This window comes from Brevirhabdus pacifica (genome assembly GCF_002797755.1).
Classification (GTDB): Bacteria; Pseudomonadota; Alphaproteobacteria; order Rhodobacterales; family Rhodobacteraceae; genus Brevirhabdus; species Brevirhabdus pacifica.
Genome location: NZ_PGFI01000013.1, coordinates 219,015 through 235,989 on the forward strand (window position 1 = coordinate 219,015; position 16,975 = coordinate 235,989).

General features: G+C 66.1%; 16 protein-coding genes. 11 read left to right on the forward strand and 5 right to left on the reverse strand.

Going from position 1 to position 16,975, the window contains the following annotated elements:
* Positions 1-33 precede the first annotated feature (33 nt).
* The 7 genes from CLV77_RS12855 to CLV77_RS12885 all read left to right on the forward strand — a co-directional run bounded on the left by CLV77_RS12855 (position 34) and on the right by CLV77_RS12885 (position 7,654).
* The gene (locus tag CLV77_RS12855) at positions 34-1,038 is read left to right on the forward strand and encodes a LacI family DNA-binding transcriptional regulator (RefSeq protein ID WP_233128067.1); all 1,005 of its coding nucleotides are present in this window, start codon (positions 34-36) and stop codon (positions 1,036-1,038) included.
* Between the two features lie 95 nt (positions 1,039-1,133).
* Entirely contained in the window at positions 1,134-2,450 is a 1,317-nt protein-coding gene (locus CLV77_RS12860) for an ABC transporter substrate-binding protein (RefSeq protein ID WP_076979943.1), read from the forward strand.
* Positions 2,451-2,636: 186 nt separating this feature from the next.
* Positions 2,637-3,503, forward strand: coding sequence for a carbohydrate ABC transporter permease (locus CLV77_RS12865; protein ID WP_076979942.1), 867 nt, complete (start codon positions 2,637-2,639; stop codon positions 3,501-3,503).
* Positions 3,504-3,516: 13 nt separating this feature from the next.
* Positions 3,517-4,347, forward strand: a complete 831-nt coding sequence (locus CLV77_RS12870) for a carbohydrate ABC transporter permease (protein ID WP_076979941.1) — start codon at positions 3,517-3,519, stop codon at positions 4,345-4,347.
* 12 nt (positions 4,348-4,359) lie between these two features.
* A complete protein-coding gene (locus CLV77_RS12875; RefSeq protein WP_076979940.1) occupies positions 4,360-5,364 on the forward strand; it encodes an ABC transporter ATP-binding protein in 1,005 nt (334 codons plus the stop codon).
* Entirely contained in the window at positions 5,361-6,152 is a 792-nt protein-coding gene (locus CLV77_RS12880) for an L-iditol 2-dehydrogenase (RefSeq protein WP_076979939.1), read from the forward strand. Before CLV77_RS12875 ends, CLV77_RS12880 begins: the two co-directional genes overlap by 4 nt.
* Positions 6,140-7,654 carry a mannitol dehydrogenase family protein gene (locus CLV77_RS12885; protein ID WP_076979938.1) on the forward strand — a complete coding sequence of 505 codons (1,515 nt, stop codon included), beginning with the start codon at positions 6,140-6,142 and terminating at the stop codon, positions 7,652-7,654. The genes CLV77_RS12880 and CLV77_RS12885 overlap by 13 nt, the downstream gene beginning before the upstream one ends.
* Before the next feature lie 12 nt (positions 7,655-7,666).
* Here CLV77_RS12885 and CLV77_RS12890 read toward each other — a convergent pair whose 3' ends face one another.
* A complete protein-coding gene (locus CLV77_RS12890; protein WP_076979937.1) occupies positions 7,667-8,668 on the reverse strand; it encodes an LLM class flavin-dependent oxidoreductase in 1,002 nt (333 codons plus the stop codon).
* Positions 8,669-8,673: 5 nt separating this feature from the next.
* The gene (locus CLV77_RS12895) at positions 8,674-9,327 is read right to left on the reverse strand and encodes an outer membrane protein (RefSeq protein WP_076979936.1); all 654 of its coding nucleotides are present in this window, start codon (positions 9,325-9,327) and stop codon (positions 8,674-8,676) included.
* Between the two features lie 500 nt (positions 9,328-9,827).
* Here CLV77_RS12895 and petA point away from each other — a divergent pair, with 500 nt between their 5' ends.
* The 4 genes from petA to aroC all read left to right on the forward strand — a co-directional run bounded on the left by petA (position 9,828) and on the right by aroC (position 13,851).
* Positions 9,828-10,388 (forward strand): ubiquinol-cytochrome c reductase iron-sulfur subunit, encoded by a 561-nt coding sequence (gene petA, locus CLV77_RS12900; protein ID WP_076979935.1) that lies wholly within the window; start codon positions 9,828-9,830, stop codon positions 10,386-10,388.
* An 11-nt stretch (positions 10,389-10,399) separates the two neighbouring features.
* Complete coding sequence (gene petB / locus CLV77_RS12905) at positions 10,400-11,743, forward strand: cytochrome b (RefSeq protein ID WP_076979934.1); 1,344 nt, start codon at positions 10,400-10,402, stop codon at positions 11,741-11,743.
* 36 nt (positions 11,744-11,779) lie between these two features.
* Positions 11,780-12,571, forward strand: coding sequence for a cytochrome c1 (locus CLV77_RS12910; RefSeq protein WP_416171611.1), 792 nt, complete (start codon positions 11,780-11,782; stop codon positions 12,569-12,571).
* A 176-nt stretch (positions 12,572-12,747) separates the two neighbouring features.
* Entirely contained in the window at positions 12,748-13,851 is a 1,104-nt protein-coding gene (gene aroC, locus CLV77_RS12915) for a chorismate synthase (RefSeq protein WP_076979933.1), read from the forward strand.
* Between the two features lie 45 nt (positions 13,852-13,896).
* Here the strand turns inward: aroC and CLV77_RS12920 are convergent, their stop codons facing one another.
* The 3 genes from CLV77_RS12920 to CLV77_RS12930 all read right to left on the reverse strand — a co-directional run bounded on the left by CLV77_RS12920 (position 13,897) and on the right by CLV77_RS12930 (position 16,869).
* Positions 13,897-14,820 carry a DMT family transporter gene (locus CLV77_RS12920; protein ID WP_076979932.1) on the reverse strand — a complete coding sequence of 308 codons (924 nt, stop codon included), beginning with the start codon at positions 14,818-14,820 and terminating at the stop codon, positions 13,897-13,899.
* A 148-nt stretch (positions 14,821-14,968) separates the two neighbouring features.
* Entirely contained in the window at positions 14,969-15,259 is a 291-nt protein-coding gene (locus tag CLV77_RS12925) for an HU family DNA-binding protein (RefSeq protein WP_076979931.1), read from the reverse strand.
* A 134-nt stretch (positions 15,260-15,393) separates the two neighbouring features.
* Entirely contained in the window at positions 15,394-16,869 is a 1,476-nt protein-coding gene (locus CLV77_RS12930) for an AMP nucleosidase (protein WP_076979930.1), read from the reverse strand.
* Positions 16,870-16,975 lie beyond the last annotated feature (106 nt).

Genomic DNA, 16,975 nt, shown 5'->3' on the forward strand with positions numbered 1-16,975 from the left:
GGGATGATTGCCGTGAGTAACAAGATCAAGAACATGGAGGAGTTTGCGCGCGTCAGCGGCATTTCTCGTCCGACGGTGTCGAAATACTTCAACGAACCCGAAAGCGTCCGCCCCTCGACCCGCGCCCGGATCGAGGAGGCGCTGGCCCGCTACGACTACCGGCCCAACGTCTATGCGATGAACCAGAACCGGCGCCTGACCAAGAACGTGGGCATCATCGTGCCCTACCTGGCAGACCCTTTCTTCGCCGAGATCGCCCGCAACATCGAGGATGCCTGCATCGCCCGGGGCTATACCCCGATGCTCCACAGCTCCCACGGGGATCCGGCGATGGAGGTCGAGATCCTGGAAAGCCTGCGCTCGCTGAAACCGGCGGGTGTGTTGCTGGCGCCGATCGGGCGCCGCTCGGACCGCAAGGCGGTTGCGGCATTTGCCAAGCATGTGCCCACCATGCTGTTCGACAGCAACCTTGAAGGCATCGGGGCGGGGTTCGTCGGGTCGGACAACTTCCAGTCCGTGCCGATGATCGTTGATTACCTGTGCCGCACGGGGGAGGCCCCCTGCTTCATGGAGATGCCCCCCGTAAACCCCAACGCCAACAAGCGCCGCATGGCCTATGTCGGCGCGATGGAGCGGCTGGGCAAGGAGCCGCAGGTGATCTCTCTGCCTGGTGATGGATGGAACTTCGAGGAGGTCGGCTTTCGCGAGGGGCGGCGCATCCTGGGCGACGGCGGCTTTCCCTCAAGCAATGTCCTGTGCAGCAACGACCGCCTGGCGATCGGCCTTCTGGCCGCAGCCTACGAGGCCGGGATCAAGGTCGGCCACGGCGCGGGGTGCAGCATGCGCATCGCGGGCCACGACGACCATCCCTTCGCCCGCTACACCTGCCCTTCCCTGACCACCGTCTCCCAGGACTACGACTCCATATCCCAGCGCAGTGTCGATTCGCTTTTTGCCCTGGTCGAGGGTGGGGGCAAGGCCACGTCTCGACCCGAAATCCTGTTCGAAGGGCGGTTGGTAATGCGGGACTCGGCCTGATAAATTTACGCGCGTAAAATTTTGATTGACTCCGAGTAGTGTTTCTGGCCATCCTCTCCCATGCCACATCCAAGGCAATCTGGGAGGATAATCGGATGATTCGTGTAGTTTCGACGGCCATGGCGAGCGCCCTGGCCCTTGCCGTGTCCGGCGCGGCGTTTGCCGAAGGCCACAGCAAGACCCTGACCATCGCAACGGTCAACAACGGTGACATGATCCGCATGCAGGGTCTGACCGAAGATTTCACAGCCAAGAACCCCGACATCGCGCTCGAGTGGGTGACCCTCGAAGAGAACGTCCTGCGTCAGCGCGTGACCCAGGACATCTCGGCCAAGGGTGGCCAGTTCGACGTGATGACCATCGGCACCTACGAGGTTCCGATCTGGGGCAAGAACGGTTGGCTGGTCTCGCTCAACGATCTGCCCGCGGAATGGGACGCCGATGACATCCTTCCGGCCATCCGCGGCGGTCTGACTGTCGACGGAGAGCTTTACGCCGCGCCCTTCTACGGCGAATCTTCCATGGTCATGTACCGCAAGGACCTGATGGAAAAGGCCGGCATGGAAATGCCCGATGCCCCGACCTGGGGCGACATCGCCAAGGCCGCCGAGGCGATGACCGACAAGGACGCCGAGGTTTACGGCATCTGCCTGCGCGGCAAGGCCGGCTGGGGCGAGAACATGGCCTTCCTGACCGCCATGTCCAACAGCTTCGGCGCCAAGTGGTTCGATGCGGACTGGAAACCCCAGTTCGACGGCGACGCCTGGAAGACCACGCTGACCACCTACATGGACCTGATGAACAACTATGGTCCTCCGGGTGCCTCGACCAACGGGTTTAACGAGAACCTGTCGCTGTTCCAGCAGGGCAAGTGCGGCATGTGGATCGACGCTACCGTGGCGGCCTCCTTCGTGACCAACCCCAAGGACTCGACCGTGGCCGACAAGGTCGGCTTTGCTCTGGCCCCCGATAACGGCCTTGGCAAGCGCGGCAACTGGCTCTGGGCCTGGAGCCTTGCGATCCCCGCCGGCACCGACGCCGAGGATGCGGCCAAGAAGTTCATCGCCTGGGCAACCAGCAAGGAATACACCGCCCTCGTCGCCGAGAAGGAAGGCTGGGCCAACGTTCCCCCGGGCACCCGCAGCTCGCTCTACGAGAATGCCGAGTACCAGAAGGTCCCCTTCGCCGAGATGACCCTCAATTCCATCAACTCGGCCGACCCGACCAAGCCGACCGTGGACGACGTGCCCTACACCGGCGTCCAGTTCGTCGCGATCCCCGAGTTCGCGGGCATCGCAACCCAGGTGGGCCAGGAGTTCTCGGCCGCCCTCGCCGGACAGCAGTCCATCGACGAGGCGCTGGCCAAGGCACAGGCCCTGACCACCGAGGAAATGGAAGCCGCAGGCTACTGACGCCTTCCCGGGGGGCGGCACGCCCGCCCCCCGAACCCCGTCCCGATTTCGCGCCCGGGCCCGCCTTCGCGCTGCCGCCCCCGCGCCCCGCACTGCCCACACGCTCCGAAATTCCATTATGATCGTCAGGCCACCATCGCGCCGCGGTAATTCCGCCGGTTATTCGGACCTGTGAGGAGAAACGTCATGGCCACCAGACATTCCCGTTCCGCCGCCCGCCTGATGATGGCGCCCGCCGTGATCCTGCTGCTTGGCTGGATGCTGGTGCCGCTGACGATGACCCTGTGGTTCAGCTTTCGCAAATACCTGCCCATGCGCGGCGGCGACCTGGGCGGCGTCGGCTTTGACAACTACGTTCGTTTCGTCACATCGTCGGCCTTCTGGCCCAGCGTCCAGGCGACGCTTGTGATCGTGGGCGGCGTGCTGGCGATCACCGTCACTTTCGGGGTGCTGCTGGCGCTGCTGCTGGACCAACCGATCTGGGGCCAGGGCATTGTCCGCATCCTCGTGATCGCACCCTTCTTCGTGATGCCCACCGTCTCGGCCCTGGTCTGGAAGAACATGTTCATGGACCCGGTGAACGGCCTGCTGGCGCACCTGTGGGGGTTTTTCGGGGCAGAGCCCGTGCAATGGCTCAGCCAGGCGCCGCTGGCCTCGATCATCCTGATCGTCGCCTGGCAATGGCTGCCCTTCGCGACCCTGATCCTTCTGACCGCGATCCAGAGCCTGGACAGCGAACAGCTTGAGGCCGCCGAGATGGATGGCGCACCGCCGCTCTCGCGCTTCGGCCACATCGTTCTGCCGCACCTCGGCCGTGCCATCACCGTCGTGGTGCTGATCCAGACCATTTTCCTGCTGTCGATCTTTGCCGAGATCTTCGTCACCACCCAGGGGTCATTCGGGACCCGCACGCTGACCTACCTGATCTACCAGCGCGTGCTGGAAAGCCAGAACGTCGGCCTGGGCTCCGCCGGCGGCATCTATGCCGTCATCCTTGCCAACATCGTCGCGATCTTCCTGATGCGGATCGTCGGCAAGAACCTCGACGCCTGAGGAGGGAACTGCCATGGCCCGCGCCGTCTCGACCCGCCGAAAGCTGATCTACACCCTCGCCGCATGGACGGCCGGGCTGCTGATCTTCTTTCCCATCCTCTGGACCGTCCTGACCAGCTTCAAGACCGAGGCCGACGCCATCGCCGATCCGCCCGTCTTCCTGTTCTTCGACTGGACGCTCGAGAATTACGCCATCGTGCAGGAACGCTCGGACTACATGCGCTTCCTTTGGAACAGCGTCATCATCGCCGGCGGCTCGACCCTGCTGGGCGTACTGATCGCGGTGCCGGCGGCCTGGTCGATGGCCTTCGTGCCCTCGCGCCGGACCAAGGACATTCTGCTGTGGATGCTCTCGACCAAGATGCTGCCGGCGGTGGGGGTTCTTTATCCCATCTACCTGATCTTCATCGAGATGGGCCTTCTGGACAGCCGCATCGGCCTGACACTCGTGCTGATGCTCATCAACCTGCCGATCATCGTGTGGATGCTCTACACCTATTTCCGCGAGATCCCCGCAGAGATCCTGGAGGCCGCCCGCATGGACGGCGCCACCCTGCGCGAGGAGATCCTGTACGTGCTGACGCCGATGGCGGTGCCGGGCATCGCCTCGACCGTCCTGCTCAACATCATCCTGGCCTGGAACGAGGCGTTCTGGACCCTCAACCTGACGGCGGCCAAGGCGGCCCCGCTCACGGCCTTCATCGCCAGCTATTCCAGCCCCGAGGGCCTGTTCTACGCAAAGCTCAGCGCGGCCTCGACCATGGCCATCGCTCCGATCCTCATCCTCGGCTGGTTCAGCCAGAAACAACTCGTGCGCGGTCTCACCTTCGGCGCGGTCAAGTAGGGAAGAATCATCATGGGACAGATCACGCTTGAAAAGGTGACCAAGAGCTTCGGCGACGTGGAGGTGATCCCGCCGCTGGACCTGACGATCCAGGACGGGGAGTTCACGGTGTTTGTCGGCCCGTCGGGCTGTGGCAAGTCCACGCTGCTGCGGCTGATCGCCGGGCTCGAGGATATCAGCGGCGGGACCATCTCGATCGACGGGCAGGACGCCACCAGCATCCCGCCGGCCAAGCGTGGCCTGGCGATGGTGTTCCAGTCCTACGCGCTTTATCCGCACATGAGCGTGCGCAAGAACATCGCCTTTCCGATGCGCATGGCCGGCCTGCCCAAGGACGAGCAGGACCGCCGGATCGCACAGGCGGCCGAGGCGCTGAACCTGACCGACTATTTGGACCGGCGCCCCGGCCAGCTGTCCGGTGGCCAGCGTCAGCGCGTGGCCATCGGCCGGGCGATCGTGCGCGAACCCTCGGCCTTCCTGTTTGACGAGCCGCTCTCGAACCTGGACGCGGCCTTGCGGGTCGGCATGCGGCTCGAGATCAGCGAGCTGCACAAGCGACTGGCGACGACGATGATTTACGTCACCCACGACCAGGTGGAGGCCATGACCATGGCCGACCGCATCGTGGTTCTGCGCGCCGGCCATATCGAGCAGGTCGGCTCCCCGCTGGAGCTTTACCGCAGCCCCCGCAACACCTTCGTCGCGGGTTTCATCGGCTCTCCGCGGATGAACTTCATCGAGGGGGCGGCGGCGCAGGCCCTGGGCGCCCACACCATCGGAATCCGCCCCGAGCATATCGACGTGGCCGCGCAAGACGCGCCCTGGCAGGGCACGGTCGGCGTGGCCGAACACCTGGGCTCGGACACCTTCTTCCATGTCCACGGCACAGGCCTTGCCGAGACCCTCACCGTTCGCGCCCCCGGCGAGGTCAGCTTCCGCCACGGCGACCGCATCGGCCTGGCACCCCGGACCCAGGAATTCCATCGTTTCGACGCAGAGGGACTGCGCATCGCATGAACCGCCTGACGGGAAAGATCGCCCTCATCACGGGGGCCGCGCGGGGCATCGGCCTGGCCTTCGCCCGCGCCTACGTGGCTGAGGGGGCCCGCGTGGTGCTGGCCGACATCGACATCGACCGCGCCCGCGCCGAGGCCACTGCCATCTGTGCCGAGAATGGCGGGGAGGCCTGCGCCATCGCCGTCCCCCTGGACGTGCGCAGCCAGCAAAGCATCGATGCGGCCATGGAGCAGACGCTGGCGGCCTTCGGGCGGCTGGACATCCTGATCAACAACGCCGCCGTCTTTACCGCCGCGCCCCTGACCGAGATCACGCGCGAGGATCACGCCCGCGCTTTCGACATCAATGTCACCGGCACGCTCTTCATGATGCAGGCCGCCGCCCGCCACATGATCGCGCGCGAAGGCGGCGGGCGGATCATCAACATGGCCAGCCAGGCCGGCCGCCGGGGCGAGACGCTGGTCGCCGTCTACTGCGCCACCAAGGCCGCCGTCATCTCGCTGACCCAGTCGGCGGGGCTGGCACTGATCGAACACGGGATCAACGTCAACGCCATCTCGCCGGGCGTGGTCGACGGGGACCACTGGGACGGGGTCGACGCGCTTTTCGCCCGCTACGAGGGCAAGCCCCCCGGCCAGAAAAAACGCGAGGTCGCGGCCTCTGTCCCCTTCGGACGGATGGGCACGGCCGAGGACCTGACCGGCATGGCGATCTTCCTGGCCAGCGACGAGGCCGCCTATGTCGTCGCGCAGACCTACAACGTGGATGGCGGCCAATGGATGAGCTGATTCCCCTTTCCGACGCGACCCTCGACCGGCTGCCCGCCGCGGTGGGCCGACCGCGCTATGACCGCCGCGCCCTGCGGCCGGGCATCGTCCATATCGGCCTGGGCAATTTCCACCGGGCCCACCAGGCCTGGTACCTGCACCGGCTGATGCAGGCGGGGCAGGCCCTGAACTGGGCCATCGTCGGGGCCGGGGTGCGCCCCGCCGACACGATCCAGCGCGACCGCCTGCTGGCGCAGGACTGTCTGACGACGCTGATCTCCCTCGATCCCGGCGGCAGCAGCGCCGAAGTGATCGGCCCGATGATCGATTTCCTGCCGGTCGAGGAGGACAACGCCGCCCTGATCCGTCAGATGGCCGATCCGGCGATCCGCATCGTCGCCTTGACGGTCACCGAGGGGGGCTATTACCGCACGCCCACGGGCGAGGCGCTGGACACCGCGCATCCCGACATCCGCCACGATGCAGAAAACCCCTACAGGCCGCGTACCGCCTTCGGCGCGATGGTCGCCGCCCTCGCCCTGCGGCGCCGGGCGGGGCTGGGCGCCTTCACCGCCATGTCCTGCGACAACCTGCAGGGCAACGGCGCGATCCTGCGGCGGGTGGTGGTATCGCTGGCGCGGCTGTCGGACCCGGGGCTTGCCGACTGGATCGAGGCCGAGGCCAGCTTTCCCAATTCGATGGTCGATTGCATCGTGCCCGCCACCGGCCCGAAGGAGATCGCGCTGGCCCGCAGCCTGGGTATCGACGACCGCTCCCCCGTCACCCACGAAAGTTTCCGCCAGTGGGTGATCGAGGATGATTTCTGCGCCGGCCGCCCCGATTGGGACCGCGCGGGGGCCATCTTCTCGGACCGGGTCCACGACTGGGAGGCGATGAAGATCCGGCTGCTGAACGCCAGCCACCAGCTTCTGGCCAACGCGGGCGAGATCCTGGGCGTCGAGACCATCGCCGCCTGCATGAACGACGCGGACATCGCGGGGTTCTTCCGCAACGTGGTCAGCACCGAGATCGCGCCCCATGTGGCACCAGTGCCCGGCATGACCCCCGCCGCCTATATCGAGTTGGTGGCCCGCCGCTTTGCCAACCCGGCGATCATCGACACCACCCGGCGGGTGGCCTTCGACGGGGCCTCGCGCCATCCCGGTTTCCTGCTGCCCGTGCTGCGCGACGCGCTGGCTGCCGGCACGCAGATCGAAGGGCTGGCCCTGGCCGAGGCGCTGTGGTGCCGGATGTGCGCCGGCACCCGCGAGGATGGCAGCCCCATCCCCGACAACGATCCGAACTGGGCTTCGTTGCAGATCGCCGCCCTCGCGGCCCGCGACCGCCCGGCCGCCTGGCTGGAACAGTCCCAGATCTACGGTGATCTGGGGGCCGATGGGCGATTCGCCGACAGCTTCGGACGCTGGCTGACGCTGCTGTGGACCCAAGGATGCCGCGCGACCCTTCATGCCTATGGCGCGAATGGCGGGGACCGGGCGGCGGTGCTTCGCGCCGGGCGCTGACCGGGCCCCGGCCTAGGCCGGGGTGCGAAGCTCCGACAGAACCCCGGCCGCGATGCGGAAGGATTTCAGCCGCGCGGCGGGATCGTGGATCATGCCCGTGACCATCAGCTCATCGGGCTTCCAGAGGTTGATGATCCTCTCCAGCCCCTCGCGCAGGCGCGGCGCGGCGCCGGTGGCCGAGCAGGACAGCGCCTGGTTCACCTGGGCAAGCAGGGGGGCCGGGATCTCGGCGGACAGATCGCGCACCGGGCGCGGCAGCTTGCCGGGCCTGCCGCTGCGCAGTCGGGCAAAGGCCAGAAGCTGGGAGGATCTGAGATACTCGGCCTCCTCGTCGCTGTCGGCGGCGAAGACCCCGGCGGCGATCATCGCATAAGGCCGCGACAGGTGGCGCGAGGGACGGAAGCTGCTGCGATAGACCTCCAGGGCCTCGCCCAGCATGGCGGGCGCGAAATGCGAGGCGAAGGCGTATGGCAGGCCAAGATAGGCCGCCAGCTGCGCGCCGAACAGGCTGGACCCCAGGATCCACACCGGCACGCCCGTTCCCTCGCCCGGGATGGCGCGGACCTGCGCCGGGGCCTCGCCCGGTTCGTCCAGATAGGCGATCAGCTCCTGGACATCCTCGGGGAAACGGTCCTCGGGGGACATGTGGCGCCTGAGGGCGCGCATGGTGCCGGGGTCGGTGCCGGGCGCGCGCCCAAGCCCCAGGTCGATCCGATCGGGGTAAAGCGTGGCGAGGGTGCCGAACTGTTCGGCCACCACCAGCGGCGCGTGGTTGGGCAGCATGATTCCCCCCGCACCCACCCGGATCGTGCGGGTGGCGCCGGCGACATGACCGATGACCACCGCCGTCGCGGCACTGGCGATGCCGGGCATGTTGTGATGCTCGGCCAGCCAGAAGCGGTGATACCCCTCCGCCTCGGCAAGCCGGGCCAAGTCGACCGTGTTGCGCAGGGCGTCGGCGGCGGTCCCGCCCTCGGGCACCGGCGACAGGTCGAGAATCGAGAACCGCTGCATCGCGGTCAGAAACTGTAGCTGACGCCGATGTTCAGCGCGTTGGTGACCAGGTTGGTCTCCAGCCGGCCACCGTTGTCCAGGTCCGCCTTGTTGCGTGAATAGCTGCCCTTGTATTCGCCGAAGACCGACCAGCTTTCGGTCAGACGATAGCTGACACCGGCCAGGGCGATCAGCGCGGGGCCCGTCATCTGGTAGCCGAAGGTCTTGCCGCCAGCGGTCTGCACATCGACATGGGGCACCGCGATGCCCAGGCCCGCGCCGACGTAGGGCGTCCAGGCGCGCTGGGGCTGATGCCAGCGATACATGACATTGGCAGTCAGAAGGTTCAGACCGTCGGTGAACTCCAGCCGGTTGAAGCCGTTGTTGGCCAGGGTGGCGTCATCGGCATAAACCTTGGCGTGGTTGAACTCGACCCCGTAGCCCAGGCGCGAATCCTGCCACCAGGTGGCGCGGAAGCCGTAATAGGGCGGCATCTCGAACGAGCGTCCGTCCCACTTCGCGTTGAAGTCGAAATTGCCGACACCACCGGGATCGTTGCCGCTGACGCCCGAGTGGGGGGCCGACTGCACGCCGGTGTAGAAGCTGAGTTCGACCTCGGCCATCGCCGCCGGCACCGTGCCGACGAGCATGCTGAGGGCAAGGGCCAGATAACGGATCATGAGAAGCACTCCAAAATGTCGCCCGGGGGCGAAGCCATCGCGCACAGCCTGTGCCAAAGCCGGGGGCAGCCGCAACCCCCCGCCCGGGGCAAGGGCGCGCATTTCTCCGCGAGCATGCCTTCGCGATCTGGGCACGGACCCGGCCGGAAACCGGCGACCACGGGAGGAATCGGCCGCTATGGATGGGTGGGGGCAAGGTTGCGACAGTCCACTGCGGGGCCGGTGAACCTGGGGCGCAAGGGCGGCAGATGCCATGCAGGACACGGAGAACAAGTAATTTTTCCGCCCCCTTGCCCTGTGGCCGAGGATTGGCAACCGTGTCCCTTATGGCGCTATTCCGGAAAAAAAATGCGAATCTGCGACAATAGGCCCGAACTGTGTGCCGATGCATGCTGGACGCGGGCGAACTCCGTGGATAGGAAAACACCAAACCGCGACCCGGAGGCGTCCGGGCCGTTTGCGACCGAGGCCACAAACCACCTTTGAAGGGAGTAACGCTCGTGTCCCATGCTGACGACCACGAAGGCACTCGCCGGGATTTCCTGTATTATGCAACTGCCGGAGCAGGCGCCGTCGCCACGGGCGCCGCTGTCTGGCCTCTGGTCAACCAGATGAACCCCTCGGCGGATGTCCAGGCGCTCAGCTCGATTCGCGTTGACGTGGGCGGTGTCGAACCCGGCACCCAGCTGACGGTGAAATGGCTGGGCAAGCCGGTCTTCATCCGCCGCCGCACCCCCGACGAGATCGAAGAAGCCCGCGCCGTCGACGTTTCGGCCCTGCCCGATCCCGTCGCGCGCAACGCCAACCTTCCCGACGCAGAGGCGACCGACGCCAACCGCGCCCTCGACGAGCAGGAAGAATGGCTGGTGATGATCGGCGTCTGCACCCACCTGGGTTGCGTGCCGCTGGGCGACGGTGCCGGCGACTTCAACGGCTGGTTCTGCCCCTGCCACGGCTCGCACTATGATACCGCCGGTCGCATCCGCAAGGGTCCGGCCCCCGAGAACCTCGCCGTCCCGGTGGCCGAGTTCCTCGACGAAACAACGATCAAACTCGGTTAAGGGAGAGGCGCATGTCCGGTATTCCTCACGACCATTACGAGCCGTCCACCAGTGGCGGCAGATGGCTTCACAAGCGCCTGCCCATCGTCGGGCTGCTTTACGACACGCTGATGATCCCCACGCCCAAGAACCTGAACTGGATGTGGATCTGGGGGATTGTCCTGGCCTTCTGCCTGGTGTTGCAGATCGCCACCGGCATCGTGCTGGTGATGCACTACACCCCCCATGTCGACATGGCCTTCGCCTCGATCGAGCACATCATGCGCAACGTCAACGGCGGCTACATGCTGCGTTACCTGCACATGAACGGCGCCTCGCTCTTCTTCGTCGCCGTCTACGCGCATATCTTCCGCGGTCTCTACTACGGGTCCTACAAGGCCCCGCGCGAGATCACCTGGATCATCGGCATGCTGATCTACCTGCTGATGATGGGCACCGCCTTCATGGGTTACGTCCTTCCCTGGGGTCAGATGTCCTTCTGGGGTGCGACGGTCATCACCGGCCTCTTCGGCGCCATCCCCCTGATCGGCGAGCCGATCCAGACCTGGCTGCTGGGCGGACCGGCGGTCGGCAACCCGACGCTGAACCGCTTCTTCTCGCTGCACTACCTGCTGCCCTTCATCATCGCGGGCCTGGTGATCGTGCATATCTGGGCCTTCCACACCACCGGCAACAACAACCCCACCGGGGTCGAGGTTCGCCGTGGCAGCCGCGCGGAAGCCGAGCGTGATACCGTTCCCTTCTGGCCCTACTTCGTCATCAAGGACCTCTTCGCGCTGGTCGTGATCCTGGTGGTCTTCTTCGCCATCGTCGGCTTCATGCCCAACTACCTCGGGCACCCCGACAACTACATCGAGGCAAACCCCCTGGCGACGCCGGCGCATATCGTCCCCGAATGGTACTTCCTGCCGTTCTACGCGATCCTGCGGGCCTTCACCTCGGACGTATGGGTCGTTCAGATCGCCAGCTTCGTCACCGGCGGCGTGATCGACGCCAAGTTCTTCGGCGTGCTGGCCATGTTCGGCGCCATCGCGGTCATGGCCCTGGTGCCCTGGCTCGATACCTCCAGCGTGCGTTCGGGCCGCTATCGCCCGATGTTCAAATGGTGGTTCGCCCTGCTGGTCGTCGACTTCGTCGTCCTGATGTGGCTGGGCGCCATGCCGGCGGAAGAGCCTTACGCCACCTTCTCGCTGATCGCATCGGCCTACTGGTTCGCCTATTTCCTGGTCATCCTGCCCCTGCTGGGCGTGATCGAGAAGCCGCTGGCCCGTCCCGAGACGATCGAGGAGGACTTCGAGGCGCATTACGGTCCTGTGGACGACGCCTTGAACGCCGGCTCGACTCCGGCCGAGTGAATGATGGAAAGGACTGTGAAAGTGACCTTCAAGAACCTGGCCCTGACCATTGCCACCACCCTGGCCCTGGCGCCGGCGCTTGTCGCCGGGCCGGCCATGGCCGCCGAATCCGAAGGCAAGATCGAGAACATCGATTTTCCCTTCGACGGGATCTTCGGCGCCTATGACCGCAACCAGCTGCAGCGCGGCCTGCAGGTCTACACCGAGGTATGCGCGGCCTGTCACGGGCTGAAATACGTCCCCCTGCGCACCCTGCACGACGAGGGCGGCCCCGCGCTGCCCGAGGATCAGGTCCGCGCCTATGCCGAGCAGTTCGAGATCTTCGATCCCGAACTGGACGACACCCGCCCGCGCAAACCCACCGATCCCTTCCCCTCTTCGGGGCTGGAGGGCGCTCCCGACCTCAGCCTGATGGCCAAGGCACGCGCCGGTTTCCACGGCCCCTACGGCCTGGGCATCAACCAGCTGACCAAGGGCATCGGCGGCGCCGAGTATATCGCGGCCCTCCTTCAGGGTTATACCGGCGAGGAGAAAGAGGAAGCGGGCGTCACCCTCTACGAAAACAAGGTCTTCCCCGGCGGCTGGATCGCCATGGCACCGCCGCTGGCCGGCGATGACGTGACCTTCGCCGACGGTTCCGCCAACACCCTGCGCGGCGAGGCCATCGATGTCGCGGCCTTCCTGCGCTGGACGGCCGAGCCTCATCAGAACGGCCGCAAGCACGTCGGCTTCCTGGCCGTCCTGTTCCTGGGTCTGCTGGCGGTTCTGCTGTACCTGACCAACAAGAAGATCTGGGCACCGTTCAAGTCGCGCCGCGCCAAGCACTGAGCCGCGTGCCACACATGATCGCGGGGGCGTCGTCCGAAAGGGCGGCGCCCCTTGCCTTTCGGGGTCCCCGCGGCGTGGCCCCCGGCCCCCACCATGCGCGCCACGGCGTCCCGCGTTCCGCCATAAGACTTGAGGCCCCGCCCCCGCCCCGCTAGACCGGCGCAAAGGAGCATCGCATGAGCATCAACGGTTTCGGTCACCTTTTCCGCGTCACCACCTGGGGCGAAAGCCACGGGCCCGCCCTGGGCGCCACCGTCGACGGCTGCCCGCCGGGGATCCCGCTGGACGCCGAGATGATCCAGACCTTCCTCGATCGTCGCAAGCCGGGGCAGAACCGCTATACCACCCAGCGGCGCGAGGCCGACGAGGTCGAGATCCTGTCGGGCGTGTTCGAGGGGCAGACCACCGGCACCCCGATCCAGCTGATGATCCGCAACACCGACCAGCGGTCCAAGGATTATGGTGACATCGCCAGCAAGTTCCGTCCCGGCCATGCCGATATCACCTACTGGCAGAAATACGGCATCCGCGACTATCGCGGCGGCGGACGTAGCTCGGCCCGCGAAACCGCCGCGCGGGTGGCGGCAGGCGGCGTGGCGCGGGCCGCGCTGTCGGTGCTGATGCCCGGTTTGCGTATCTCCGGCTACATGACACGCATGGGCGTGCATGCAACCGATCCCGCCCGCCATGATGCCGAAGAGATCGCGCGCAACCCCTTCTGGTGCCCCGACCCCGTCGCCGCCAGCGAGTGGGAGGGCTACCTCGACGGTCTGCGCAAGTCCGGAAGCTCGGTCGGCGCGGTGATCGAGGTGACGGCCAGCGGCCTGCCCGCCGGCCTGGGCGCGCCGGTCTACGCCAAGCTTGATACCGACCTTGCCGCCGGCATGATGTCGATCAACGCGGTCAAGGGCGTCGAGATCGGTGAAGGCATGGCCGCCGCCACCCTGACGGGCGAGGAGAACGCCGACGAGATCACGATGGGCCCCGACGGTCCTGTCTTTTCCTCGAACCATGCGGGCGGGATCCTTGGCGGCATCTCGACCGGGCAGGACGTGGTCGTGCGCTTCTCGGTCAAGCCGACCTCGTCGATCCTGACGCCCCGGCGCACGGTCAACATCGCCGGCGAAGAGACCGAGATCGTGACCAAGGGCCGCCACGACCCCTGCGTCGGCATCCGCGCCGTGCCCGTGGGCGAGGCGATGATGGCCTGCATCCTGCTGGATCACCTGCTGCTGCATCGCGGCCAGGTCGGCGACGGGCCGCGCGGCCACATCGGCTGACTACCCGCCCGTGCGGGCGCGCTGGCTGATCCCTGGGTATCGCCGCTAGTCGGGCCGCCCGCTTCGCGTGGCCGGGGCGGCGGGCACGGCGGGCGCGGCCACCGTTGTCACCCGGCACATCTGGACCGCCAGGATGCCGGCCATGATGATCAGCACCCCGATCAGGTCGGTCAGGTTCAGCGTCTCGCCCAGAAGGGCCGCGGCGACCAGCACCCCGAAGAACGGGTTGAGAAAGTGGAAGGTCGCCGAGCGGGTGGCGCCGATCCGACCCACCAGCATGAACCACACCCAGGTCGCGGCCAGCCCCGGCACCAGCGTCGTGTAGGCAAAGGCCATGAAGAGGCGCGGCGTCGGGTTGATCCACAGGGTCTCGGTCATCAGCGACACCGGCAACAGCACGGCCGAGCCGACCAGCATCTGAAGCCCCACGATCATCAGGATGTTGCCCCCCGAGGATGCCCCCCGCACCGCCAGCGTGGCAAAGGCCAGGGCAACGGCGGCGATGATGCACAGAACGATCCCCCAGGCATCGGCCCCGGTGCCCAGCCGTTCCCCCATGATAAAGGCGACGCCGACGAAGCCCGCGATCAGCCCTGCCACTCCCAGAAGGGGCAGCCGTTCGCGGAAGATCAGCCAGTTCGCCAGCGCCACCAGCAACGGCATGGACGAGGCGATGATCGCGGCCAGCGACGCCTCGATCGTTTGCATCGCGACGAAGTTCAGCCCGAGGTAAAGCGCGTTCTGGCAGACGCCGAAAACCACGATTGCCCACCATTGCCGTCGATCCAGCCGGCGCCAGCTTTGGCCAAGCGCCATGGCGATGCCTATGCCCAGCAAACCCGACACCAGGAACCGCGCCGACAGGGCCGCAAGCGGCGGGGCGTCGGCCACGATCATCCGCGCCGAGGTGAAGGCCGAGGACCACATCAGGGCAAAGGCCAGGCCCATTAGAAGCGCCTTGAAATCCAATCTCTCTCTCCGTCTGGGTCGGGGTCCCGGGGCGCGCGGCACAAAATGCGGCGCGTATGCCTGGGCCATGCGCGATGTCGGGGCCGCCCCCGAAATGAAAAGGGCCGCCCGAAGGCGACCCTAGTCATTCAGCAAGGCTGTGCAAGCGTCACTCGTTGACGCTGTCCTTGAGGGCCTTGGCGACGGTCACTTTGACGACGCGGTCGGCTTCTTTCTTGATCTGCTCGCCGGTGGCGGGGTTGCGCACCATGCGCTCGGGGCGCTCGCGGCAGTAGAACTTGCCCAGGCCGTGCAGCGTGACGGCGCCGCCTTCGGCGACGGTCTCGGTGACGATGCCGGTCAGCGCGTCCAGCGCGGCAGCAGCGGTCTTCTTGTCCAGATCGGCCCGTTCGGCCAGGGTGGCGACCAGCTGGGTCTTCGTCATGGGTTTTTGTGCCATGTAATCATCTCCTCGTTCTGGCCACCTTCTATAGGGCCATGATGCAGGCATTTAAGTGCATGTTGTGGTCTCGCACAACAATTAGTGTAGGAAAATAAGGCTGTTTCGGCGGAAAATCGGTCGATTTCCCCAAATCAGAGGAAAGCTGTTTCCTCAAAACTACGCAATTTGCGCGAATGAAGGCGCTCGAGCGGCATTTCCGACAACTCCTCCATAGCGCGAATTCCGATCAGCAGGTGCCTGAGGACCTGTGTCCTGTAGAAATCCGACGCCATTCCCGGCAGCTTCAGCTCTCCGTGGAGGGGTTTGTCCGAAACACACAGCAACGTGCCATAAGGCACGCGGAAGCGAAAGCCGTTTGCCGCGATCGTCGCACTTTCCATGTCGAGCGCGATGGCGCGGGACTGGGACAAGCGCTGCACCGGGCCGGACTGATCCCGCAACTCCCAGTTGCGGTTGTCGATGGTTGCCACCGTGCCGGTGCGCATGATCCGCTTAAGCTCGAACCCCGTCAGCTCGGTCACCTGCTCGACCGCGTTTTCCAGCGCGATCTGGATCTCGGCCAGAGCGGGAATCGGCACCCAAACCGGCAGGTCGTCGTCCAGCACGTGATCCTCGCGCAGATAGGCGTGGGCCAGGACGAAATCGCCCAGCCGCTGGCTGTTGCGCAGCCCGGCGCAGTGACCGACCATCAGCCACGCATGGGGGCGCAGGACCGCGATGTGATCGGTGGCCGTCTTGGCGTTCGAGGGGCCGACACCGATATTGACCAGCGTGATTCCCTGCCCGTCGGCGCGCTTGAGGTGATAGGCCGGCATCTGCGGCAGCTTCTCGGGGCCCGGCAGGGGCGAATGGGGCTCCGTGATCTCCTGATTGCCGGGGCCGACGAAGGCCACGTAGGGGCTGTCATCCTCGTCTAGCTTCATGCGGGCGTAGGCCTCGAACTCCTCGACGTAGAACTGGTAGTTGGTGAACAGGACGTGGTTCTGAAAATGCTCGGCCCTAGTGGCTGTGTAATGCTCGAGGCGCGCCAGCGAATAGTCGATACGCTGTGCGGTGAAGGGCGCCAGCGGCCCCGAGCCGTCGGGATGGGTGAAGCCATAGCCATTTACGATGGCGTCGTTGGTGGTGTTGAGGTCCGGCACATCGAAGACGTCGCGCAGCGGAAAGGCCATCGCCCCTTCCTGGGGCACGCTGAGATCGGGATCGCCCGCGACGGCGAAATGCAGCGGAATGGGCGTGTCCGACAGGCCGATCCGCACCGGAACCCGGTGGTTGCGCATCAAAAGGCCGATCTGCTGGATCAGGTATTGGCGGAAGAGGTCCGGCCGCGTCACGGTCGTGGAATAGCTGCCCGGCTGGGAGACATGGCCATAGGAGAGGCGGCTGTCGACCTGGACATAGCTGGTCGTGGTCAGACGAATCTCCGGGTAATAGGCGCGGTAGCGGCGGGTCGGGCTGTGCTGGGCGGCGGCCTCGGTGAAACGTTCGGCAAGGAAACGGGTGCCGCCGGCGTAAAGCTCTTCCAGCCGCGCGACGGCGGCCTCGGCGTTGTCGAATGTCTGCGCCTCCGGCAGGTCGGGGGTGACGACGGGCAGTTGGGTGGGCATGGCCGTTCGGATCCTTTCGCTTTTCCCAGTTAGAATTCAGTTTCGCCGCGGATGCCAGCCCCGATCCTCCCGGCTGCCCTTGGGTCCCCGCCCCCTTCGTGGCGAT